Here is a 22,941-nt window from a genome sequence, read left to right on the forward strand (position 1 = left end):
GTCGACGCCAGGGCGGGGGCCGTCGGAAGGACGGCCCCCGCCTCCTGCGGAGCGTTACTGCTGCTGCGCCAGGCGCTTGTTGAAGTCGCCCTCGACCTGCTTGGCGGCCTCGGCCGGGGACTTGCCGTTCAGCACGGCCGTCATGAAGGCCTTGACCGGGTTGGGCGCGTTCTCGACCGCGGCCCACTCCGGGATCAGCGGCGTGGTGCCACCGCCCGCGGCGGCCGGCGCGGCGGCCTCGGCGGCGGCGTTGCCCGACAGGTTGCTCTGCAGCGACTCCTTGTTCGGGATGACGCCGTTGATCTTGGCCAGCTCGCCCTCGTACTGGTCGGACAGGGCGATCTTCAGGAACTCCTTGGCGAGCTCCTGCTTCTTGCTGCCCGCCGCGACGGCGAGGTTGGAGCCGCCGAGGAAGACACCCTCGGGCTTGCCGGCCGTGGCACCGGGGATGGTGAAGTAGCCGATCTCCTTCTCGATGGCCGGGTTGGCCTTGATCGCGGTGCCGGCCTCCCAGCCCATGCCGATGATCGCGCCGACGTTGCCCTTGCCGAAGACCTCGCCCTGCTGCGGGGTGGCCTCGTCCTTGTCCTTGGGCGCCTTGGACAGCGCCTGGAACTTCTTGTAGGTCTCCATGGCGGCGGCGACCTTCGGGTCGGCCAGGTTGGAGACGTACTTGTCGCCGTCCTTCTTGACCAGCTCGGCGCCCTCGCCGATGGTCAGGCCGACGAAGTGGTACCAGTTCTGGCCCGGCAGGTAGATCGGCTCGGCCTTGGTCTTGGAGCCGATCTGCTTGAGGTCGGCGTAGAACTCGTCACGCGTCTTGGGCGTGTCCTTGATGCCGGCGTCGGCCCAGACCTTCTTGTTGTAGATCACGACGCGGTTGGCGAAGTACCAGGGCGCCGCGTACTGCTTGTTCTCGAAGACCGAGGAGTTGTTCAGCGCCGCGGTCCAGTCGGCGCCGATGGAGCTCTTGAGGTCGGCGAGCTCGGCCAGGCCGCCGGTCTTGGCGTAGGCGGGCGTCTGGGTGTTGCCGATCTCGAAGACGTCCGGCGGGTTCTCCTCCGACAGCGCCGTGGTCAGCTTCTGCTGGATGCCGTTCCACTGCTGGACCTCGAACTTGACCTTCGCCTGCGTCTTCTTCTCGAAGGCGGCGGCCACGTCCTTCTGCCACTGGTCCGGCGCGGAGCCGTCCATGACCCACACGGTGAGGGTCTGGCCCTTGTTGCCGTCCGCTGCGGCCTTGTCGTCGTCCTTGCCACCGCACGCCGCGACGGAGAAGATCATGCCCGCGATACCGATCGCGGCTACCAGCTTGCGCTTCACGCCACCCTCCTCAGGGATGCCACAAACCCCCCTGCCTCCCCGCGGTGACCGTCAACGCGCCGTACCGCCCGTGGGGCCGGGACTGGACCAATGGTGTAGACCAGTAAGCGGGAGCTTGGCCCAGACCAATAGGGCTGTCAAGGGTGTTCGAGCGGGGTCGAGTCGTCCGTTACGTGACCGCGATATGCAGGGACTTTTCATTTCGCAAGGCACCAGAACGGACGCCCCGGTTCCCCGGGACCACATCCCCCACAGCAGTACCTTGGACTAGACCAACCAGAGGCTCGACGGTATACAGAGGGGATCACGGAGCGTGCGAGGTCATCCACAGGGGATACCACGCACACGAAGCCGTGCCACGATGTGAGCCGTGGCCGACGGACATGTCGGTCGCTTCGGCGGCGGAAGCCGGGAAGGCGGAGCATGAGCACCGACGTCAGCAGTGCGGAGAACGAGGGTGGGGCGACCGTCCGTACCGCGCGCGTGCCCAAGTACTACCGCTTGAAGAAGCACCTGCTGGACATGACGGAGACCCAGTCGCCCGGCACCCCGGTGCCGCCCGAGCGGACCCTGGCGGCCGAGTTCGACACCTCGCGCACCACCGTCCGCCAGGCGCTCCAGGAACTCGTCGTCGAGGGCCGCCTCGAACGCATCCAGGGCAAGGGCACCTTCGTCGCCAAGCCGAAGGTCTCGCAGGCGCTCCAACTCACCTCGTACACCGAGGACATGCGCGCCCAGGGCCTCGAGCCCACCTCGCAGCTCCTGGACATCGGGTACATCACCGCCGACGACACCCTCGCCGGCCTGCTCGACATCACCGCGGGCGGCCGCGTGCTGCGCATCGAGCGGCTGCGCATGGCCAACGCCGAGCCGATGGCCATCGAGACCACCCACCTGTCCGCGAAGCGCTTCCCGGCGCTGCGCAGGTCGCTGGTGAAGTACACCTCCCTCTACACCGCCCTCGCCGAGGTCTACGACGTGCACCTCGCGGAGGCCGAGGAGACCATCGAGACCTCGCTGGCCACCCCGCGCGAGGCGGGCCTGCTCGGCACCGACGTCGGCCTGCCCATGCTGATGCTGTCCCGGCACTCGCTGGACAAGAACGGCCGGCCGGTGGAGTGGGTGCGCTCGGTCTACCGGGGGGACCGGTACAAGTTCGTCGCGCGGCTCAAGCGCCCGCAGGACTGACCCGGCCGACAGACGGGGAAGGCCCCGGGGCACGTCGCCACCGGGGCCTTCGCGCACCCATCGCGCCCCCGTGGTGCGCGTGTTGTGCGAACAAGGGGTTCCGTTCCCGTGACACCGTGACCTAGATTGCCTGCGCGTCATAGGCGATCTACGAGGGGACGGAACGCCAGATGTCAGATGCCCCAGAAGTGACCCGGGAGCCGGTGATGACGCCCGTGCGCGCCGTCATCGGCCTCTGCCTCGTCGCGCCCTTCGTGGCGATGCTGTGGGTCGGTTCCTACGCCAAGACGGATCCGACGTTCATCGGGATCCCGTTCTTCTACTGGTACCAGATGCTGTGGGTGCTGCTCTCCACGGCTCTGACGATGACCGCCTACCGGCTGTGGCAGCGCGACCAGCGCGCCCGCGCCGCCCGGAAGGGGGGTGCGTCGCAGTGAAGGACGGGGTCAACGGCGTCGCGCTCGGCGTCTTCGTCTTCTTCTTCCTGGCCGTCACGGTCCTGGGCTTCCTGGCCGCGCGCTGGCGCCGGGCCGACAACGAGCACACCCTCGACGAATGGGGTCTGGGCGGCCGCTCCTTCGGTACCTGGATCACCTGGTTCCTGCTCGGCGGCGACCTGTACACGGCGTACACCTTCGTCGCCGTGCCGGCCGCGGTCTACGCGGCGGGTGCCGCGGGCTTCTTCGCGGTGCCGTACACGATCCTGGTGTATCCGCTGATCTTCACCTTCCTGCCCCGGCTGTGGTCGGTGTCCCATCGGCACGGGTACGTCACCACCTCGGACTTCGTCCGCGGCCGCTTCGGCTCCAAGGGCCTGTCCCTGGCCGTGGCCGTCACCGGAATCCTGGCCACCATGCCGTACATCGCGCTCCAGCTCGTCGGCATCCAGGCCGTGCTGGACGTGATGGGCGTCGGCGGCGGCGAGAACAGCAACTGGTTCGTGAAGGACCTGCCGCTGCTGATCGCGTTCGCCGTGCTGGCCGCCTACACCTACTCCTCGGGGCTGCGCGCGCCCGCCCTGATCGCGTTCGTGAAGGACACCCTGATCTACATCGTGATCGCGGTGGCCATCATCTACATCCCGATCAAGCTGGGCGGCTTCGACGAGATCTTCAAGGCGGCCGGCGACAAGTACACGGCGGCCGGTGCGGGCGGGCTCGTACCCCCCGAGGCGGGCCAGTGGACGTACGCCACCCTGGCGCTCGGCTCGGCGCTCGCGCTGTTCATGTACCCGCACTCGATCACGGCGACGCTGTCCAGTCGCAGTCGCGACGTGATCCGCCGCAACACCACGATCCTCCCGCTGTACTCGCTGATGCTGGGCCTGCTCGCCCTGCTCGGCTTCATGGCGATCGCGGCCGGGGTGAAGGTGACCAACGGCCAGCTGGCGATCCCCCAGCTCTTCGAGAACATGTTCCCGGACTGGTTCGCGGGCGTGGCGTTCGCCGCCATCGGCATCGGCGCCCTGGTCCCCGCGGCCATCATGTCGATCGCTGCCGCGAACCTCTTCACCCGCAACATCTACAAGGACTTCATCAAGCCCGACGCGACCCCGAAGCAGGAGACCCAGGTCTCCAAGCTGGTGTCGCTGCTGGTGAAGGTCGGTGCCCTCGTCTTCGTCCTCACCATGGACAAGACGGTCGCGATCAACTTCCAGCTGCTCGGCGGCATCTGGATCCTGCAGACCTTCCCGGCCCTGGTCGGCGGCCTGTTCACCCGCTGGTTCCACCGCTGGGCACTGCTGGCGGGCTGGGCCGTGGGCATGGTGTACGGCACGCTCGCCGCGTACGGGGTGGCCTCGCCGACCCAGAAGCACTTCGGCGGCAGCTCGAAGGAGATCCCCGGCATCGGCGAGATCGGCTACATCGGCCTGACGGCGTTCGTGCTCAACGTGGCCGTCACGGTGGTCCTCACCTTCGTCCTGAAGGCCCTCAAGGCGCCCGAGGGCGTCGACGAGACCAGCCCGCAGGACTACACGGCGGACGCCGGCGACCCGGGCGTACAGGTGGAACTGCCGCCTGCCACGGCCGGATCGGCGCACTGACGCCGACGCGTCGGGAGCCGCACGCCGGCACCGGAGCAGGACACTGAACCACTTCCCCGCCGGATTCACCGGCGGGGGCGAGGGGCGGCGGGGCAACAAGGCCCCGCCGCCCCTTCGCGTCCCCGGCCTCCGCCCCGTCCGGCGCCCGCCGCCCGCCGTCCGGCGCCCGGGGGAAGCCCCGCCACGGGCCCGTCCGGCGCTCGCAGGACAGCCGCGCCACGCCCCCGTCCGGCGCCCGCGAGGAGCCCGCACGCGCCCGCGCCCGGGCCTCCGGCCGCCGTCCTCGACGAGCCCGACTGACACGCTCCGAAGCCGATGTGACACAACATCTGGGGGTGGCACCGCAGCCCGGCACAAGATGTATGCTCATGCTCGCTGTCGCCGCAGGGGAATCCGGTGCGAATCCGGAACTGTCCCGCAACGGTGTACCCGTGCCTGTCCGCCCTACGGCGGGCGTCCACGCGTCCAGTCCGAGGACCTGCCGACCGCGCGCCCGGCCGTCCGGTCCGGGTGCCTTGACGTCCGGGTCTCGCGGAATGGACCGGTGGACGCGACGCCCCGTGCGCTCGTGTGCCGCCCCCTGCCCTCCGTGAGGCCCCCTGCCGAGCGAGGGAGAGCCCCAAGTGACCATCGCGCCAGCCGATCCGGCTTCAGCCACCCCGGCGAGGGAGACCGACGGTCCCGGTGCCGCATTGCTGCGGACCCTGACCGAGCTGACCTCCGACCTCCCCGACGCCGACCCCGGCCGGGTCGCCGCCGCCGCGCTGCGCGGCCGGTCCGCGCGGGCGGACGAGACGGAGCTGCGCGAGCTGGCCACGGAGGCGGCCGCGGGGCTCATCTCCGACGATCCCGCCTACTCGCGGCTGGCCGCCCGGCTGTTGACCATCAGCATCGCCGCGGAAGCCGCCTCGCAGGGCGTGACGACGTTCACCGAGTCCGTCGCCGTCGGGCACCGGGAAGGCCTCATCGCCGACCGCACGGCGGAGTTCACCCGCATCCACGCCGCCCGCCTCGACGCGCTCGTCGACACCGAGGGCGACGACCGGTTCGGCTACTTCGGTCTGCGCACCCTGCACAGCCGCTACCTGCTCCGGCACCCGATCACCCGTCAGGTGATCGAGACACCCCAGCACTTCATGCTGCGGGTCGCCGCCGGCCTCGCCGAGGACGACTCCGTGCGCTCGGTGGACGAGGTCGCCGCGCTCTACCGGCTGATGAGCCGCCTGGACTACCTGCCGTCCTCCCCCACGCTCTTCAACTCCGGTACGCGGCACCCCCAGATGTCGTCCTGCTACCTCCTCGACTCCCCGCTGGACGAGCTGGACTCCCTCTACGACCGCTACCACCAGGTCGCCCGGCTCTCCAAGCACGCCGGCGGCATCGGTCTGTCGTACTCCCGGATCCGTTCGCGCGGTTCGCTGATCCGCGGCACCAACGGGCACTCCAACGGCATCGTCCCGTTCCTGAAGACCCTCGACGCCTCGGTCGCCGCGGTGAACCAGGGCGGCCGGCGCAAGGGCGCCGCCGCGGTCTACCTGGAGACCTGGCACTCCGACATCGAGGAGTTCCTGGAGCTGCGCGACAACACCGGCGAGGACGCCCGCCGTACGCACAACCTCAACCTCGCGCACTGGATCCCGGACGAGTTCATGCGCCGCGTGAACGCCGACGCGCAGTGGTCCCTGTTCTCCCCCTCCGACGTGCCCGAGCTGGTCGACCTGTGGGGCGAGGAGTTCGACGCGGCCTACCGCGCGGCGGAGGCGGCGGGCCTGGCGAAGAAGACGATCCCCGCCCGCGATCTGTACGGCCGCATGATGCGCACCCTCGCGCAGACCGGCAACGGCTGGATGACCTTCAAGGACGCCGCCAACCGCACCGCCAACCAGACGGCCGAGCCGGGGCACGTCGTCCACTCCTCCAACCTCTGCACGGAGATCCTGGAGGTCACGAACGACGGCGAGACGGCGGTCTGCAACCTGGGCTCGGTCAACCTCGGCGCCTTCGTCGTCGACGGCGGCATCGACTGGGAGCGGCTGGACGAGACCGTCCGCACCGCCGTCACCTTCCTCGACCGCGTGGTCGACATCAACTTCTACCCGACCGAGCAGGCGGGCCGTTCCAACGCGAAGTGGCGTCCCGTGGGCCTCGGCGCGATGGGCCTCCAGGACGTCTTCTTCAAGCTGCGGCTGCCCTTCGACTCCCCGGCGGCCAGGGAACTGTCCACCCGTCTCGCCGAGCGGATCATGCTCGCCGCGTACGAGGCCTCCGCCGACCTCGCCGAGCGCAACGGCCCGCTGCCGGCCTGGGAGAAGACCCGTACCGCCCGGGGCGTCCTGCACCCCGACCACTACGACGTCGAGCTCACCTGGCCGGAGCGCTGGGCGGCCCTGCGGGCACGCATCGCCACCACCGGGATGCGCAACTCGCTGCTCCTGGCGATCGCGCCGACCGCCACGATCGCGTCCATCGCGGGCGTGTACGAGTGCATCGAGCCGCAGGTCTCCAACCTGTTCAAGCGCGAGACGCTGTCCGGCGAGTTCCTCCAGGTCAACTCCTACCTCGTGCAGGACCTCAAGGAGCTCGGCGTGTGGGACGCCCGCACCCGGGAGGCGCTGCGCGACTCCAGCGGCTCGGTGCAGGACTTCGCGTGGATCCCGGCCGACGTGCGGGCGCTGTACCGCACGGCGTGGGAGATCCCGCAGCGCGGCCTGATCGACATGGCCGCGGCCCGCACCCCGTACCTGGACCAGGCGCAGTCCCTGAACCTGTTCCTGGAGACGCCGACCATCGGCAAGCTCTCCTCGATGTACGCGTACGCCTGGAAGTCGGGCCTGAAGACGACGTACTACCTGCGTTCGCGTCCGGCGACCCGGATCGCGCGGGCCGCCCAGGCCCAGGCCACCGTCCCCGTCCAGCAGACGGCCGACCCCGACGCCGTCGCCTGCTCCCTTGAGAACCCCGAGTCCTGCGAGGCCTGCCAGTAATGAGCTCCACCCGTAACCAGAACCTCCTCGACCCGGGCTTCGAGCTGACGCTGCGCCCGATGCGCTACCCGGACTTCTACGAGCGCTACCGGGACGCCATCAAGAACACCTGGACCGTGGAGGAGGTCGACCTCCACTCGGACGTGTCCGACCTCGCGAAGATGACCCCGGCCGAGCAGCATCTGATCGGCCGTCTGGTCGCGTTCTTCGCGACGGGCGACTCGATCGTGGCGAACAACCTGGTGCTGACCCTCTACAAGCACATCAACTCCCCGGAGGCGCGCCTGTACCTGTCGCGCCAGCTGTTCGAGGAGGCCGTGCACGTCCAGTTCTATCTGACGCTGCTGGACACCTACCTGCCCGACCCGGAGGACCGGGCGGCGGCGTTCGACGCCGTGGAGAACATCCCCTCCATCCGCGAGAAGGCCGGGTTCTGCTTCAAGTGGATCAACGAGGTCGAGAAGCTGGACCGGCTGGAGACCAAGGCCGACCGCCGCCGTTTCCTGCTCAACCTGATCTGCTTCGCCGCGTGCATCGAGGGCCTGTTCTTCTACGGCGCCTTCGCGTACGTCTACTGGTTCCGCAGCCGGGGTCTGCTGCACGGTCTGGCCACCGGCACCAACTGGGTGTTCCGCGACGAGACGATGCACATGAGCTTCGCCTTCGACGTGGTCGACACCGTCCGCAAGGAGGAGCCGGAGCTCTTCGACGACGAGCTGCGGCAGCAGGTCACCGACATGCTCCGGGAGGCCGTCGAGGCCGAGCTGCAGTTCGCGCGCGACCTGTGCGGTGACGGCCTGCCGGGCATGAACACCGAATCGATGCGGCAGTACCTGGAGTGCGTCGCCGACCAGCGGCTCAGCCGGCTCGGCTTCGCCCCGGTGTACGGCTCGGAGAACCCCTTCTCCTTCATGGAGCTCCAGGGGGTTCAGGAGCTGACCAACTTCTTCGAGCGGCGCCCGTCCGCGTACCAGGTGGCGGTGGAGGGCACCGTCGACCTGGACGAGGACTTCTGAGCCTGCCGCGGCCTCAGCTCCCGGTCGATCCGGCGCTCGCGCAGCAGCCACGCGAGCGCCGGACCGGCGAGGAGGACGAGGGCGACCAGGAGGGCGGCGTATCCGGTGAATGTGTTCATGAAGTAACTGTCGTACGCCGCGAACACCCCTGACAGTGGCAGGACTGCCGCACAACTTCGAATTCCTGCCAGCGTCCGGGCGGGATCTGCTGCACACTGACGGCATGCTGAAGAACGTGGTGACCGTTCTGCTCGACGGCGCGCACCCCTTCGAACTCGGCGTGGTCTGCGAGGTGTTCGGCATCGACCGCAGCGACGAGGGGCTGCCGGTGTACGACTACGCCGTCGCCTCGGCCGAGGGGCCGACCCTCAGCACCCATGTCGCCGGGTTCACGGTGTCGACCGAGCACGGCCTGGAGCGGCTGGAGGAGGCCGACCTGATCGCGGTGCCCGCCTCCGACGCCACCGTCCTGCGTGAGCACCCGCCCGAGCTGCTGACGGCGCTGCGCCGGGCCGTCGACCGGGGCGCCCGGGTGCTCAGCGTGTGCTCCGGGGTCTTCGTGCTCGGTGCCGCCGGACTGCTGGACGGGCGTCGCTGCACCGCGCACTGGCGGCACGCGGCCGAGCTCTCCCGGCGCTACCCGCGGGCGATCGTCGAGCCGGACGTGCTCTACGTCGACGAGGACCCGGTGATCACCTCGGCGGGCACCGCCGCCGGGATCGACGCCTGTCTGCACATCGTGCGCAAGGAGCAGGGGCCCGAGGTCGCCAACAAGATCGCCCGGCGGATGGTGGTGCCGCCGCACCGGGACGGCGGTCAGGCCCAGTACATCGAGCGACCGCTGCCGCGCAGCGCGTGCGACACCGTCGGCGAGACGCTGGCGTGGATGGAGCAGCACCTCGACGAGGAGGTCACCGTCGACCAGCTCGCCGCCCGCGCCCACATGTCTCCGCGTACCTTCGCCCGCCGCTTCCAGCAGGAGACCGGGACCACTCCCTACCGCTGGATCCTGCGCCAGCGGGTGCTGCTGGCGCAGCGGCTGCTGGAGGCGACGGACGAGACGATGGACGCGATCGCCTGGCGCACCGGGTTCGGCACCGCGGCGGCACTGCGCCACCAGTTCGTCCGGGCGCTGGGGACCACGCCCCAGGCCTACCGGCGCACGTTCAGGGGCCCGGTGGCCGCCTGACCGCGGCCGGCCGCCGTCACCCCCGCCCCGTCACCCCCACCACCGTCACCGCGCCACCGGCCGCAGCAGCAGCCGGTGCGGACGCAGCGTGATGCCCACCCGGGTGGTGTCGTCGGAACCGGCCGCCTGCTCCAGGCGGTACTTCGTCGCCACCGCCGCCGTGATCAGGGTCAGCTGCGCCATCGAGAAGTGGTCGCTCGGGCATTTGCGGTTGCCGGTGCTGAACGGGCTCATGGCGTGCTTCGGCACGTCCTTGACCCGCTCGGGCAGCCAGCGGTCGGGGTCGAACTCCAGGTTGTCCCGGTAGGAACGGCCGTCGCGCTGGATCGCGTAGGGGCTGTAGACGATGTCCGCACCGGCCGGAATGCGATAGCCACCGAGTTCGGTGTCGGTCACCGCCCGCCGGGTCAGAATCCAAACCGCGGGGCGCAGCCTCATGGCCTCGACGACGACATTGTTGGTGTGCGTGAGTTTGCGGACGTCGTCGAATCCGACCGGGCGGCCGCCGGTCAGGGATTCGACCTCCGCCCGCACCTTGTCGGCGTGTTCGGGGTGTTCGGCGAGGACCTGGAGCAGCCACATGATCGTGGAGGCGACGGTTTCGCTGCCCGGGGTGAGGATCGCGACGACCTGGTCGTGGATCTCCTGTTCCCCGATGGGGTCGCCATTCTCGTCCTTCGCCGCCAGCAATGCCGTCAGCAAATCGTCCGGCTTTTGACCGGATGCCCGGCGCTCGGCCACGATCTCGTCGACGAGGAGATGCAGATCGGCCAGCGCGCGGTCGAAATCCCGGTTGGCCGGAATCGGCAGCCGGTAGAGCGGTCCGAGCGGGACCACCATCCGGCGGTACATCCCGCGGAAGACGGTCGCGAGCGCGACGCACAGCCGCTCGGCGCGCTCGTCCATGAAGTCGCCGCGCAGCAGGCACCGGGCGGCGATCCGCACGGCGACCCGGAAGGACTCGGAGGTGGCGTCGACGGTGTCGCCGGGCTGCCAGCGCACGGTCAGCGCGTGCGCCTCCTCCTCCATGATCGGCCCGTAGGCGGGGATCGCGTCGAGCCGGAAGGCCGGCTGGACGGTGCGCCGCTGGCGCCGGTGCCGGGGGCCGTTGGCGGTGGCGACGCCCTCCTTGCCGAGCAGGCCTTCCAGCGACTCCCACAGCGGCCCGTCGATCTTGTAGTCGGGGCTGAGCGCCAGCGCGCCGGTGAGGGCGGGGGTGGTGACGGCGTACACCGTCTTCGGGCCGAGTTTGAGGCGTACGACGTCGCCGTGGTCGCGCAGTCGCGCCATGAACGCCAGTGGATCGCGCACCAGTCGCCAGCCGTGGCCGAGGAGCGGAACACCGCCCCCCGCCAGGGGCGGCTCGCGCAGCCCCAACGCCTCGGTCCCCTCGGGTTTCACGGACTCGACGGTCATTTCTCACCTGCCGCTTCGTTGTCGACGTACGGGGGCGTGGACCGGTCGTCCCAGCTCTCGACCATGTAACGGCCGGACTCGTGGTGGAACCAGTAGACGGAACTGAACCAGTTCCGCATGTTTCCGAGACAGGCCCGCACGGCGATGCTCAGTTCTTTTCCCCGCACCGTGCCGTCGGCGAGTCCGTCAGCGAACCGTAAGGCGTCCTGTTCGACCGTCAGGAATTCCGATACGCATTCCTCGACACGCCGTCTGAGTTCCTCGACCGCCTCTTCCAGGGTCAGCTTCTCATGAGTGATGAGACTGATCCCGAGATTGTGCAGCTCCGCTCCCGCGATTTCCTTCGGCAGGGAACAGAGGTCGTTGTACCAGGCGGCGAATTCCTGGCTCAGCAGGGCCGCCCGTCGATAGGCGGAATTCTTCCGCACAAAGTCCGGGAGTTCGCACCCCGCGCTCGGCTCCAGCAGATCCGTCCATATCCGGTGTGCGAAGGTGAGGCGGCGCAGCGCGAGATAGTCGTCGACGGTGGGGACGATCCCGCGGGCGCGGTTGCGGAATTCACGGTCGTACGCCTCGATCACCTCGTGGAAATGCCGGGCGAACCGGGTGTTCCAGGTGGTGGACAGGAAGGCGTACAGCCGGGCCACGCTGTCCGCGAACCCCGCGACCAGAGGATCCTCGTGGTCCAGATGGGTCCCGGGGGAGTCCAGGGCCGCGTGTAACCGGAACCTCAGCCGCCGCCAGCCGGCCGGCCGGTCGTGCACGATGTCGCGGTCATGACGGTCGTCCCAGACGAAGAACCACGCGCTGTAGTCGGCGATGGCCTGCAGGACGTCGTCGGGAGCGCCCAGGTAGTACCCCGCCATGAGGTCGGTGTAGCAAAGACCGTCGGCATATTCAGACACCTTGTCGGCCGACATGAGCCGCTTTTCCAGCAGCCAGGTGCGGGTGCGCTCCTGAAGCTTTGGCCAATACTCATGGAGTTGCCGGGGAAACTCGTCCTCGACCATCGAAAGACAGAGCGCGGGCGGGACGACGGTCACATTCGGCGCGGATGCCGGTGTGGTGCCGTGGGTTGTGCTGTATAGGAAAGCAGGCACGAACTACCCCTCTCAGCCGCCGGTAGGCGCAACACCCCTCCCGTCGTGCCGGGCGTGCGCTGTTGCGTATCCCCGCACTTCCTATTCAGCACCACGACTGACCGTTCTGGGAATGGATTTGCTTCAATTCCCTACCCAACCTGCCGAGAATCCTCTCCCGCATGACTGGTTCTGGATCACTGCCCGGGCGTACGGCGTCAGGTGCATGGCGTCGCCCGGCGGAGGGCATACGCACGACGCCTGGCCGGGAAGAACCCGGCCAGGCGTGAGGAAGCCGTCGAACGGCTCAGTCGTTGGCCACCACCGGATAGCGCGGCTCGCCATCGGCCATCTGCCGCAGCGCGTCCTTGCGGTCCCGCTTGGAGAGACGGTCGATGTACAGGTAGCCGTACAGGTGGTCGGTCTCGTGCTGGAGACACCGGGCGAAGTAGCCGGTGCCCCGCACCCGGACCGGGTTGCCCAGCTCGTCCTGTCCGGTCACCTCGGCGTAGTCGGGGCGCGCCAGCGACATGTACGCCGTCGGCACCGACAGGCAGCCCTCGTTGCTGTCGTCCAGACTGCGCCGGTCGGCGGGCAGCTCGACGAGCTGGGGGTTGCAGATCACGCCGACGTGCCGGACGCCCTCGTCGTCGGGGCAGTCGTAGACGAAGACCTTCTGGTCGACGCCGATCTGGTTCGCGGCGAGGCCCACGCCCTCGGCGGTGCGCTGGCTGGCGAACATGTCCGCGACGAGCTGCTGGAGTTCGGCGCCGAAGTCGGTGACGTCCCGGCACTCCTTGTGCAGCACCGGATTGCCGACGACGGTGATCGGCCGGGAGGTGCCGCGCTCGCGCCAGGCGCTCTCACGCTCCTCCGCCTCCTCGGTGTCGATGACGAAGCCCTCGTCGTCCACGGGGAGCACGCCCGTGTGCTGCTGATCGGTGTCCTGCTGCGCCATGACCGACATACGCCTTCCTGCAAGCCTGAGATTTCTGCGGGTACAGCCTACGGGGGCGTACGTCCCGGGACGGCTCAGCAGACCTCCTCCAGGTCACGCCAGTCCCGTGAGTCCGGGCTGTCCGCGACCCAGCCGTCCAGCAGACCGCGCACCAGCGCGGCCGGGGCGGCCACCCCGCACTCCCGCTCGGGCACCCAGAGCTGCCCGTCGGTGCGGTGGCCGAGCGGCCCGGGGTGACCTGGTTCGCTGTGGTCGTGCGGGTCGAGGTGCACCCCGTCGCCCTCGTCGGACGGCATCCGTGACTCCGAGCACATCCGGCACAGCAGCCGGACCGACGACGACCAGTCCTCCGCGGCGAAACCGGCGTCGGCCGCGAGCCGCTCCAGCGCGTCCCGGTCGGCCTCGGTCGCCGCCTCCAGCAGGACCACCCAGGTCGGCACCGGCGACGGCGCCCACAGCTCGATCTCGTCGAACACCGGGTAGGAGTGCCCGGCCGACGTGGTCCGCTCCCCGTGGGGCACCCCGTCGTGCAGCACGACCTCGCCCCAGCGCCGCCCGGAGGACGGCAGCGGGATGGACAGCACCTCGATCCGGGCGGGGTCCAGCCTGCGCCCCCACACCACCTCGGCCTCGCCCTCGGGCGACAGCCGTACGGCCGCGCTGCCCAGCTCCATGCCGACGGGCTCCCCGGCCGCGGTGGCGCCCCCGGGCACCTGCAGCCCGTAGGCCTGCCAGGCCCGGCGGGCCAGCGGCCAGTCCTGGAGGGCGGTGGCGGCGATGCCGACGTTCCACCAGTCCGGCGCCCCGGTCTCCCGCTCCAGCAGGGCGACGGCCCGCAGGCCGGCCGTGCGGGCCTGCTCCCAGTCGTGCCGGAACTTGTGCAGCAGGGCGAGGTTGAACCAGGACTCGGACAGCCACGGCTCCAGATCGGCGGCCCGCGTCAGCAGGGCGCCCGCGTCCTCGTACCGGCCGTCACCGATCAGCGTGAACGCGCGATCGGTGGCCTGCCGCCAGGAGGCGGAGGGCCGGTGCCGTCCCTTGCCGAAGATCCTCACGATTCCCGCCTGCCGGTCCAGTTCCGTGGGGTGGGCTGGCCAGTGCCCCCGGACACCCTCTCCCTCGCATCCAACCACGTAGGGCTGGAGAGGCGCTCATTACCCATGGGTTACCCCAAGGAGGGCAAGGTCAGACAGCCCCGTGACAGGACTCGCGCCAGTGCCTCGACGACCTCGGGCGCGTACTCCCCGGCCGTCCCGAGCCGTAGTTCCTCCAGCGCCGTGAGCGGGCCGCCGGGCCCCGCGTCGCGCGCCTTCTCCTCGTACGCGTTCACGGCCCGCACGATCCGGGCCGCCGGCGGCTGCTCCCGGTAGGGGTCGGCCTGCCGCTCCACCACCACCGCCACGGCCCCGTCCACGCCCGTCTGCCGCACGACGGCCCCGCCGAGCAGCGCGATCCGTCGCTGCTCGGCGGCGGGCAGCACGGCGGTGGCCCCCGCCGGCACCGGGTCCACCAGGCTCAGCTGTCCGATGTCGTGCATGAGGGCCGCGTACTCCAGTACGTCCAGTTCGGCCTCCGGCAGTCCCAGGTCCCGGCCGACGGCCCGGCTGAGCGCGGCGACGCGCCGTGCGTGCCCGGCGGGCGTGCAGCCGGCTATCTCGGTGGCGCGGGCGAGGGAGGCGATGGTCTGCCGGTAGGTGGCGCGCACGGCCGCGTACCGGCGCAGCGACACCTGGGCGAGCAGCAGGGGCAGGCAGAACACGGGCAGTGCCCACAGTCCCGCCACGGCGACCGCGAGCGCCATCACCACCCCGGTCGCGCACACCGCCGACCCGATCCCGAGCAGGGCCCGCAGTTCGTCGCACAGCAGCGGCCCGAACGGCCAGCCGGTGCGGGAACGGGCCGCCGCGGCCGCGAGCACCGCGTCGCAGAGCGCGGTGAGCGCGAGCAGCGCGACCAGCAGCAGCACATAGGAGCAGCCGGGCCGGCCCGAGAGGACGCCGCTGCCGTAGAGGGGCCGGAAGCACACGGCGGCGAATCCGACGGTCAGCACCCGGCGCGCCAGTTGGTCGAGCGCCGGACCCGGCCCGCGCGCGAGGTGCGGCACGCTGCCCAGCAGGGACGCGGCGAAGACCACGGCGACGATCCGCGCGACATCGACGGCGGTGTCCACCGTCGGGGCGGGGCCGAGGGCCCCCGGCGGCGCGAAGTGCCCCGCCTTGGGTCCGAGCAGCGCGTACGACAACGCTCCGGCGGCGGCCAGCGGCGCGGCCTGCCTGCCCTCCGGCCCGCTCCACCGGGTCAGCTCCCCGACGGCGACGAGGAGCCCGAAGGCGAGGGCGGCCCCGCGGTCGTCGATGCCTCGCCAGAGGGTGACCGCGAGGCAGAGCCCGGCGAGCACGGCGGCACAGGCGTGCATGAGGCCGAGCGCCCGGAGGCGGGGCGAGGGTTGGCGGCGGTGCGCGGGATGGGGGTCGGTGCGGTGGCGGTCACGGCGTCGGTGCGGGTGGAGGAATCGCGGCCGGCGACCGGACCGGGGACCGTGACCACGGGACGGCCGGTGACGGACACCCCCGGGCCGGATCATCGGTGCGCTCCGGGGTGGTGGGGCGCGGGGGAGGCCTGGGAGGCGGGAGAAGCCTTGGGTGCGAGGGAGGCCTGGGAGGCGGGAGAAGCCTTGGGTGCGGGGGAAGCCTGGGAGGCGGGAGATGCGGGAGGCATGGGGGGTGCCTGAGGCACGGGAGATTCCTGGGGCGCTGGGGATGTCTGGGGTACAGGGGTCGCCCGGTGCGCGGGGGGTGTCTCGGGCTCAGGAGTCGCCCGGTGCGCGAGGGAGGCGGGTGCGTGCGTCCCGGGTACGGGTGGGTGAGCCTCGGGGGCGGGCGAGTTGGCCCCGACGGCGGGCGAGTGGACCCCGGAGACAGGCGAGTGAGCCCCGGATGCCGCTGGGTGAGCCGCAGGGGCGGGCGAGTTGGCCCCGACGGCAGGTGGGTGGGTCCCGGAGGCAGACGAGTTGGCCCCGGAAGCAGGCGAGTTGGCCCCGCCGGCAGGCGAGTGGACCCCGGAGACAGGCGAGTGAGCCCCGGATGCCGCTGGGTGAGCCGCAGGGGCGGGCAAGTTGGCCCCGCCAGCAGGCGAGTGGACCCCGGAGACAGGCGAGTGAGCCCCGGATGCCGCTGGGTGAGCCGCAGGGGCGGGCAAGTTGGCCCCGACGGCAGGCGAGTGGACCCCGGAAGCGGGTGGGTGGGTCCCGGGGGCGGGCGTCTCGTCCGCCGTCACCGTCGGATGCCACCCCCGGCGTTCCAGCGCGCGCACCAGCGCCCCGACCATCGCCGGGTCGAACTGGGTCCCCGCGCAGCGCCGCAGTTCCTCCAGTGCCGCCGGGACCGGCCGGGCCCTGCTGTAGGACCGGGTGGACGTCATGGCGTCGAACGCGTCGGCGACCGCCACGACCCGGGCGAACTCCGGGATCTGGCCGCCGACCAGCCCGTACGGATATCCGCTCCCGTCCAGCCGTTCGTGGTGGTGCAGGATCGCCGACCGGGCCTCCCCCAGGAAGCCGATGCCGCGCACCATCTCGTGCCCGTACTCGGGGTGCAGTTCGATCACCCGCCGCTCCTCGGGCGTGAGCGGCCCGTCCTTGCGCAGCAGCCTGGTGGGCACCCCCAGCTTGCCCACGTCGTGCAGGATCCCGGCGAAGCGCAGCACCTCGGCCCGCTCGTCGTCCATGCCCAGCTCGCGGGCGATCATCATCGACGCCTGCCCGACCCGCTCGCTGTGGCCGCGGGTGTACGCGTCCTTGATGTCGACGGCCTGCACGAGGGCCCGGATGGTCGCCTGATGGGCGGCCCGTTCCCGGTGGTACTGGGCGAACACCCACCCCGACACGCACATCGGCAGCAGCACGAGCAGCGCGGCGACCGGACCGTACGGGCTGCGCCACAGCACCGCCATCATCAGTCCCGCCAGCCCGTGCACCGCGGCCGGTGCCAACGAGCGCGGGAACGGTCCGCGCCAGGCCCGGCGGACCGAGACCCGCTCGGCCAGCACCAGGATCCCCCCGTCGAGCGCGCCGAGCACCAGGCAGAAGACCAGGACGGCCGCGCCGGCCGGCACCAGCACCCGGGGGAAGTCGGCCGCGGCCACCGCCTCGCGCCCGCCGAGCGCCCCGTGTACCCGGGCCGCGGCCCACACCCCTAGCGTCAGCTGGGCGGCACGCCAGACGCGCCGCAGCAGCACGGGCCGGTCGGCCGGGGAGAGCAGTGCCCCCGGCAGCGCGACGAGTGCCGCGGCCGACGGGGGCAGCAGGAAGGCCCCGGCGAGCAGCAGGGGGTGGAACGTTCCGGCGAGGCGTCGGCGGGCGATCCGCTCGCCCCCCGCGTACAGCGCGGAGAGCAGGACGACGGCCCACCGGGCGGAGGCTGCTGGCGGCAGCGGCTGGAGACAGAGCCCGGCGCCGAGGGCGGTGCAGACGACGTACGCACGTGCCCGCGCCGGTACCGCCGCCTCCATGACGCCCGCCCCTCCCCCGGCCACGACCGTTTTTGGCCATGACCATGCCTGTCCAGGCTCCGGAGCCTAGGGCGGCCGGGGGCGGGTTTGCGGGCGAAAGTGCTCCGCATTAGCACGTTCGGGTGAAAACGGGCCGGATCACCGGCAGAGCTCGCGGTGGTTCAGGACTCCTGCGGGGTGACCGGGGAGGTGGCCACGTCATGGTCGGGCACGGCCTGCCCGGACCGGATCAGGTCCAGTCGCCCCATGACCTTGGCCCGCAGGTCGCTGGGCACGTCGTCATGCCCGCAGCACCGCTTGACCAGCTTCTTCACGGCCTGCTCCAGACCGTACTTCTCCAGGCACGGAGAGCATTCCTCGAAGTGGTGCCGGAACTTGTCGCGGTCGAGTTCCGGCATCTCGCTGTCTAGGAACTCGTACAGATGGTCGAGTACCTCACTGCAGTCCGTCTCGTGCGGCTCTCCGCAGCTCATGAGCCCGAACCTTTCGCTTCGTTCGACTCTCCGGCGCCGGCCGGGACCAGTCCGCGTTCGCGGGCGTAGTCCTCGAGCATGCCGCGCAGTTGACGGCGGCCCCGGTGCAGCCGGGACATCACCGTACCGATGGGTGTCCCCATGATGTCCGCGATCTCCTTGTACGCAAAGCCCTCTACATCCGCGAGATAGACGGCGATGCGGAACTCCTCGGGGATCGCCTGCAGCGCTTCCTTCACGTCCGAGTCGGGCAGGTGGTCGAGCGCCTGCGACTCGGCGGAGCGCAGACCGGTCGACATGTGCGACTCGGCGCGCGCGAGCTGCCAGTCCTCGATCTCCTCGGCCGCGCTGCGCTGGGGTTCGCGCTGCTTCTTGCGGTACGAGTTGATGAACGTGTTGGTGAGGATGCGGTACAGCCACGCCTTGAGGTTGGTGCCCTCACGGAACTGGTGGAAGGACGCGTACGCCTTGGCGTACGTCTCCTGCACCAGGTCCTCGGCGTCGGCCGGGTTGCGCGTCATGCGCAGGGCGGCCGAGTACATCTGGTCGAGGAATTCGAGCGCGTCGCGCTCGAAGCGCGCCGTGCGCTCCGTGGCGGACTCCGCACTCATGCCCTGGCCCTCGGGCTGCTCCGCCTGGCCGTTGTCGGTCCCTGCGTCGGTCCCAGTGACCGGACCCACCTCCTCAAGTTCCCGGGTGGGATCGATGCCGATCCCACTCGAATCGGAGGATAGACGACGAGACGTGCTCGCCGCCGCTCGAATAGGAGCGATCTTGGCCGCGTGCAGCACCGTCCAGTCGAGGTCGGCGCGGCTGCCGCGGCCCGGATCGGAATCCGCCGGGTGCAGCCCGTCCACGGGGTGCTCGCGGGTGACGAGCGGGCAGATGGTCGAACCCATGCGGCGGACTTCCTCTCCTTCGACGTCGGTGCTGGTGCACCAGCACTTCTGTCCGCCTCAACCGCGGCCGGCCGCACAACATTCCCGTCCGTCACCCGAGTGAGCCCACCCACTCCACGACCGTGTCCGTGATCACCTCCAGGGCCTGCTCCTGCGTGATCTCCGCGCGCCTGGGCACGGCGAAGCCGTGATCGCCCGACGGAACCTCGACGAGCCGGTACCCCCCTTCGGGGAATTCGCCGGGCTTGCCGAACGGGTCGTTCCCGCCCTGGACGACGAGGGTGGGCACCCCGGCCCCGAGCAGTTCGGCGGCCCGGGACTTCTCCGGCCGGCCCGGCGGGTGCAGCGGGAAACTGAGCGCGAGCACGGCGGCGGCGCCCAGTTCCGGGGCCGTACGGCAGGCCACCCGGGCGCCCGCGCTGCGGCCGCCCGAGATCACCGGCAGCCCCGGCTCCGCCACCGCGGGCCAGATCCCGCTCCAGCCCACGTCCAGCGTCTTCGGGGCGGGCGCGACCTTTTTCCCGGCCACCCGCCAGGGCTGCTCGACCAGCGCCACGCTCACCCCGTGCGCGGGCAGCACCGCGGCGAGCGCCCTCAGGTCCCGGGCGTCGATCCCGCCGCCCGCGCCGTGGCTCACGGCGAGGACGAGCCGCGCGTCGGCGGCCCGGTGCCAGGTGATCCGGGCGGCGCCGGCGTCGGTCTCGACGGTCTCGCTCACGCTGGTCTCGCTCACGTCACTGATCTTCGTCACGTCAGAAGAGTGTGCCCTCCTCGGGCCCCTCCAGCTCATTCAGCAGCTCCGCGCCGTTGTTGCGGACGTTGCTGACCGCGGTGGAGACGGGGTAGGCGCGCAGCAGCCCGGTCGGCGGCGGTGCGAGCAGGTGACGGAGTTCGTCGGGGTCCGTGCGGGCCGGGTCGAGCCAGTCGTCCCAGCGGTCGGGGGTGAGCATCAGGGGCATGCGGGGGTGGATGTCGGCCAGGGTGCGCGGGCCCTCGGCGGGGGCGACCGCGAGCGGCGCGGTCTCCGCCTCGGTGGTGATGACCGAGCAGGTCACCCACCAGGCCAGCGGGTGCTCGTCCGGCAGCGTGCGGTCCCGCCAGAACTCGTACAGTCCCGCCATCGCGAAGACCGAGCCGTCCGCCGGCGTCACGAAGTACGGCTGCTTGCGCGGCCGCTTCTTCCTGCCCTCGACCTCCAGGTCCCGCTCCTGGGTGCCGGTGACCCACTCGTAGTAGCCGTCGGCGGGGATGACGCAGCGCCGGGCGGCGAAGGCGCGGCGGTAGGACGGCTTCTCGTGCACGGTCTCGGCGCGGGCGTTGATCATCCGGGCGGCGCCCTCGGGCGTCTTGGCCCAGGACGGGACGAGTCCCCACTTGAGCTTGCGGAGCTGGCGAACCGGCCTCGGGCTGTCCGCGTCCTTCACAGGGCGGTCGAGGACGACGTAGACCTCCTTGGTCGGGGCCACGTTGTAGTCGGGCGCCAAGGTCTCTTCCGGATCCCAGTTCTCGACCTCAAAGGTTGCTGCGAGATCCTCGGCCCCACGACTGGCTGCATACCGTCCGCACATACATGCAACACTGCCAGATTCCGCGCCGCGAAAGGGAGCCACCGCCGACAATGCACAGCACCGCATCCACCTCGCTGGCCTCGCTCAGCTCCCTGTGGGACGAGGTCTTCGGCACCCAGCCGGACCCTGATCTGTGGGTGGTGATCGCCACCCTGGCCGCGGGCCTCGCCGTGGTCGTGCCCCACCCGCTCTGGCGCATATCGCGCAACGCGATCACCATCGCGCACGAGGGCGGCCACGGCCTGGTGGCGCTGGTGACCGGCCGCACCCTCACCGGCATCAGGCTGCACTCCGACACCAGCGGCCTGACCCTCAGCCGGGGCAAGCCGTACGGCCTGGGCATGATCCTCACCGCGGCCGCCGGCTACACCGCTCCCCCGCTGCTCGGCCTGGGCGGCGCGGCGCTGCTCGGCGCCGGTCACATCACGCTGCTGCTCTGGCTGGCCACCGCGCTGCTGGTCGCCATGCTGGTGATGATCCGCAACGCCTACGGGGTGCTCACCGTGGTGCTCACCGGCGGCACCTTCCTGCTGGTGTCCTGGCTGGCCGGGCCGCAGGTGCAGGCGGCGTTCGCGTACGCGGTGGTGTGGTTCCTGCTGTTCGGCGGGGTGCGTCCGGCCTTCGAACTCCAGGCCAAGCGATCGCACGGCGGCGCGGGGGACTCGGACGCGGACCAGTTGTCGCGACTGACGCACGTGCCGGCAGGGCTGTGGCTGTTCCTGTTCCACGCGGTGTCCCTGTGCTCGCTGCTCGGCGGGGGCAGGTGGCTGCTGGGGCTGTGAGCGCAGGGCGCGGGACACTTTCGGCCATCCCGTCGCCCGGGCGCAGGGCGCGCTCCGGTCATGCCTTGGCCATGCCTCGCCTGCGCATATATGCGCGGCACTGTCCATGCCACGCTTTCGCTCCGCTTTCGCCGCTTTTGATCAAGATCTCCGGTCACCGACAGCCACTAAAGTGGGCGCATGACCGTGAACCCCGCAGACACCGCCCTCTGGCCCGCCCCGCACGCGACCGGAGCCGTCGACGCGACGGTCCACGTGCCCGGGTCCAAGTCGGTCACCAACCGGGCCCTGGTGCTCGCCGCCCTCGCCTCCGAGCCGGGCTGGCTGCGCCGCCCGCTGCGTTCCCGCGACACCCTGCTGATGGCCGGGGCGCTGCGCGCGATGGGCGTCGGCATCGAGGAGACGGTGTCCTCCAGCTCCACCGTCACGGGCGGCACGGGCGAGGCGTGGCGGGTGATCCCCGCCGGGCTGCACGGCCCGGCCACGGTCGACGTCGGCAACGCGGGCACGGTCATGCGCTTCCTGCCGCCGGTCGCCGCGCTCGCCGACGGCCCGGTCCGCTTCGACGGCGACCCGCGGTCGTACGAGCGTCCGCTGCACGGCGTGATCGACGCCCTGCGCGTCCTCGGCGCCCGGATCGACGACGAAGGCCGGGGCGCGCTGCCGCTGACCGTGCACGGCGGCGGTGCGCTGGACGGCGGCCCGGTCGCCGTCGACGCCTCCTCCTCGTCCCAGTTCGTCAGCGCCCTGCTGCTGTCCGCTCCGCGCTTCAACCAGGGCGTCGAGGTCCGCCACACCGGCAGCACGCTGCCGTCCATGCCGCACATCCGGATGACCGTGGACATGCTGCGCGCGGTCGGCGCCCAGGTCGACACCCCGGAGTCGGGCGGCGAACCGAACGTCTGGCGGGTCACCCCCGGCGCGCTGCTCGGCCGCGACCTGACCGTCGAGCCGGACCTGTCCAACGCGCAGCCGTTCCTGGCGGCGGCGCTGGTCACCGGCGGCCGCGTCGTCGTACCGGACTGGCCGTCCCGCACCACCCAGCCCGGCGACCGGCTGCGCGAGATCTTCACCGAGATGGGCGGCAGCTGCGAGCTGACCGAGTACGGGCTGGTGTTCACCGGTTCGGGCACGATCCACGGCATCGACGTGGACCTGGGCGAGGTCGGCGAGCTGACGCCGGGCATCGCGGCCGTCGCCGCCCTCGCCGACTCCCCGTCGTACCTGCGGGGCGTGGCCCATCTGCGGCTGCACGAGACGGACCGGCTGGCCGCGCTCACCAAGGAGATCAACGAGCTCGGCGGCGATGTCACCGAGACCGCCGACGGACTGCGCATCCGGCCCCGCCCCCTGCACGGCGGGATCTTCCACACGTACGAGGACCATCGGATGGCGACGGCGGGCGCGATCCTCGGGCTGGCGGTGGAGGGCGTGCGGATCGAGAACGTGGCGACGACGGCGAAGACCCTCCCGGACTTCCCGGAGCTGTGGACCGGGATGCTCGGGGCATAGG

The 22,941-nt window shown here is 71.0% G+C and carries 18 protein-coding genes, 1 pseudogene and 1 riboswitch; of the genes and pseudogenes, 8 read left to right on the top strand and 11 right to left on the bottom strand.

The genetic code is table 11. The annotated features are described in order from the left end of the window. Positions 1 to 54: 54 nt before the first annotated feature. Entirely contained in the window at positions 55 to 1,323 is a 1,269-nt protein-coding gene (locus ACWC24_RS05435; protein ID WP_450661513.1) for an extracellular solute-binding protein, read from the bottom strand. A 423-nt stretch (positions 1,324 to 1,746) separates the two neighbouring features. On the opposite strand from ACWC24_RS05435, the gene ACWC24_RS05440 reads away from it, so the two are divergent. The 6 genes from ACWC24_RS05440 to ACWC24_RS05465 all read left to right on the top strand — a co-directional run bounded on the left by ACWC24_RS05440 (position 1,747) and on the right by ACWC24_RS05465 (position 9,744). Next, positions 1,747 to 2,511, top strand: a complete 765-nt coding sequence (locus tag ACWC24_RS05440) for a GntR family transcriptional regulator (protein ID WP_450661514.1) — start codon at positions 1,747 to 1,749, stop codon at positions 2,509 to 2,511. Between the two features lie 170 nt (positions 2,512 to 2,681). Then, positions 2,682 to 2,948 carry a DUF3311 domain-containing protein gene (locus ACWC24_RS05445; RefSeq protein WP_450661515.1) on the top strand — a complete coding sequence of 89 codons (267 nt, stop codon included), beginning with the start codon at positions 2,682 to 2,684 and terminating at the stop codon, positions 2,946 to 2,948. Then, positions 2,945 to 4,555 (top strand): monocarboxylate uptake permease MctP, encoded by a 1,611-nt coding sequence (gene mctP / locus ACWC24_RS05450; RefSeq protein WP_450661516.1) that lies wholly within the window; start codon positions 2,945 to 2,947, stop codon positions 4,553 to 4,555. Before ACWC24_RS05445 ends, mctP begins: the two co-directional genes overlap by 4 nt. A 356-nt stretch (positions 4,556 to 4,911) precedes the next feature. Next, positions 4,912 to 5,055: riboswitch (cobalamin riboswitch) on the top strand. Positions 5,056 to 5,178: 123 nt separating this feature from the next. Continuing rightward, entirely contained in the window at positions 5,179 to 7,539 is a 2,361-nt protein-coding gene (locus ACWC24_RS05455; protein ID WP_450661517.1) for a ribonucleoside-diphosphate reductase subunit alpha, read from the top strand. Beyond that, positions 7,539 to 8,555 carry a ribonucleotide-diphosphate reductase subunit beta gene (locus ACWC24_RS05460; RefSeq protein WP_450661518.1) on the top strand — a complete coding sequence of 339 codons (1,017 nt, stop codon included), beginning with the start codon at positions 7,539 to 7,541 and terminating at the stop codon, positions 8,553 to 8,555. Before ACWC24_RS05455 ends, ACWC24_RS05460 begins: the two co-directional genes overlap by 1 nt. Before the next feature lie 223 nt (positions 8,556 to 8,778). After that, a complete protein-coding gene (locus ACWC24_RS05465) occupies positions 8,779 to 9,744 on the top strand; it encodes a GlxA family transcriptional regulator (protein ID WP_450661519.1) in 966 nt (321 codons plus the stop codon). A 45-nt stretch (positions 9,745 to 9,789) separates the two neighbouring features. Here the strand turns inward: ACWC24_RS05465 and ACWC24_RS05470 are convergent, their stop codons facing one another. The 10 genes and pseudogenes from ACWC24_RS05470 to ACWC24_RS05515 all read right to left on the bottom strand — a co-directional run bounded on the left by ACWC24_RS05470 (position 9,790) and on the right by ACWC24_RS05515 (position 20,646). Beyond that, positions 9,790 to 11,160, bottom strand: coding sequence for a bifunctional albaflavenone monooxygenase/terpene synthase (locus ACWC24_RS05470; RefSeq protein WP_450661520.1), 1,371 nt, complete (start codon positions 11,158 to 11,160; stop codon positions 9,790 to 9,792). After that, entirely contained in the window at positions 11,157 to 12,260 is a 1,104-nt protein-coding gene (gene cyc1, locus ACWC24_RS05475) for an epi-isozizaene synthase (RefSeq protein WP_450661521.1), read from the bottom strand. Before cyc1 ends, ACWC24_RS05470 begins: the two co-directional genes overlap by 4 nt. A gap of 286 nt (positions 12,261 to 12,546) precedes the next feature. Beyond that, positions 12,547 to 13,197, bottom strand: coding sequence for a peptide deformylase (gene def, locus ACWC24_RS05480; protein WP_450661733.1), 651 nt, complete (start codon positions 13,195 to 13,197; stop codon positions 12,547 to 12,549). Positions 13,198 to 13,271: 74 nt separating this feature from the next. Further along, positions 13,272 to 14,252: a tetratricopeptide repeat protein gene (locus ACWC24_RS05485; RefSeq protein ID WP_450661522.1), complete on the bottom strand. Its 981-nt coding sequence runs from the start codon at positions 14,250 to 14,252 to the stop codon at positions 13,272 to 13,274. A 110-nt stretch (positions 14,253 to 14,362) separates the two neighbouring features. Next, complete coding sequence (locus ACWC24_RS05490) at positions 14,363 to 15,613, bottom strand: HD-GYP domain-containing protein (protein ID WP_450661523.1); 1,251 nt, start codon at positions 15,611 to 15,613, stop codon at positions 14,363 to 14,365. A gap of 809 nt (positions 15,614 to 16,422) precedes the next feature. Next, positions 16,423 to 17,706: pseudogene (locus ACWC24_RS05495) on the bottom strand (HD-GYP domain-containing protein); the annotation flags it as partial. A gap of 161 nt (positions 17,707 to 17,867) precedes the next feature. Beyond that, complete coding sequence (gene rsrA / locus ACWC24_RS05500) at positions 17,868 to 18,179, bottom strand: mycothiol system anti-sigma-R factor (RefSeq protein ID WP_450661524.1); 312 nt, start codon at positions 18,177 to 18,179, stop codon at positions 17,868 to 17,870. After that, positions 18,176 to 18,859 (bottom strand): RNA polymerase sigma factor SigR, encoded by a 684-nt coding sequence (sigR, locus tag ACWC24_RS05505; protein ID WP_162469929.1) that lies wholly within the window; start codon positions 18,857 to 18,859, stop codon positions 18,176 to 18,178. Before sigR ends, rsrA begins: the two co-directional genes overlap by 4 nt. Before the next feature lie 310 nt (positions 18,860 to 19,169). Further along, complete coding sequence (locus ACWC24_RS05510) at positions 19,170 to 19,796, bottom strand: alpha/beta hydrolase family protein (RefSeq protein ID WP_450661734.1); 627 nt, start codon at positions 19,794 to 19,796, stop codon at positions 19,170 to 19,172. 34 nt (positions 19,797 to 19,830) lie between these two features. After that, positions 19,831 to 20,646 (bottom strand): SOS response-associated peptidase, encoded by an 816-nt coding sequence (locus tag ACWC24_RS05515; protein WP_450661525.1) that lies wholly within the window; start codon positions 20,644 to 20,646, stop codon positions 19,831 to 19,833. Between the two features lie 50 nt (positions 20,647 to 20,696). On the opposite strand from ACWC24_RS05515, the gene ACWC24_RS05520 reads away from it, so the two are divergent. Both ACWC24_RS05520 and aroA read left to right on the top strand, forming a co-directional pair. Next, positions 20,697 to 21,428, top strand: coding sequence for a M50 family metallopeptidase (locus ACWC24_RS05520; protein ID WP_450661526.1), 732 nt, complete (start codon positions 20,697 to 20,699; stop codon positions 21,426 to 21,428). 180 nt (positions 21,429 to 21,608) lie between these two features. Continuing rightward, positions 21,609 to 22,940, top strand: a complete 1,332-nt coding sequence (aroA, locus tag ACWC24_RS05525; protein WP_450661527.1) for a 3-phosphoshikimate 1-carboxyvinyltransferase — start codon at positions 21,609 to 21,611, stop codon at positions 22,938 to 22,940. Position 22,941 lies beyond the last annotated feature (1 nt).

Source organism: Streptomyces sp. NPDC001443, assembly GCF_053597355.1.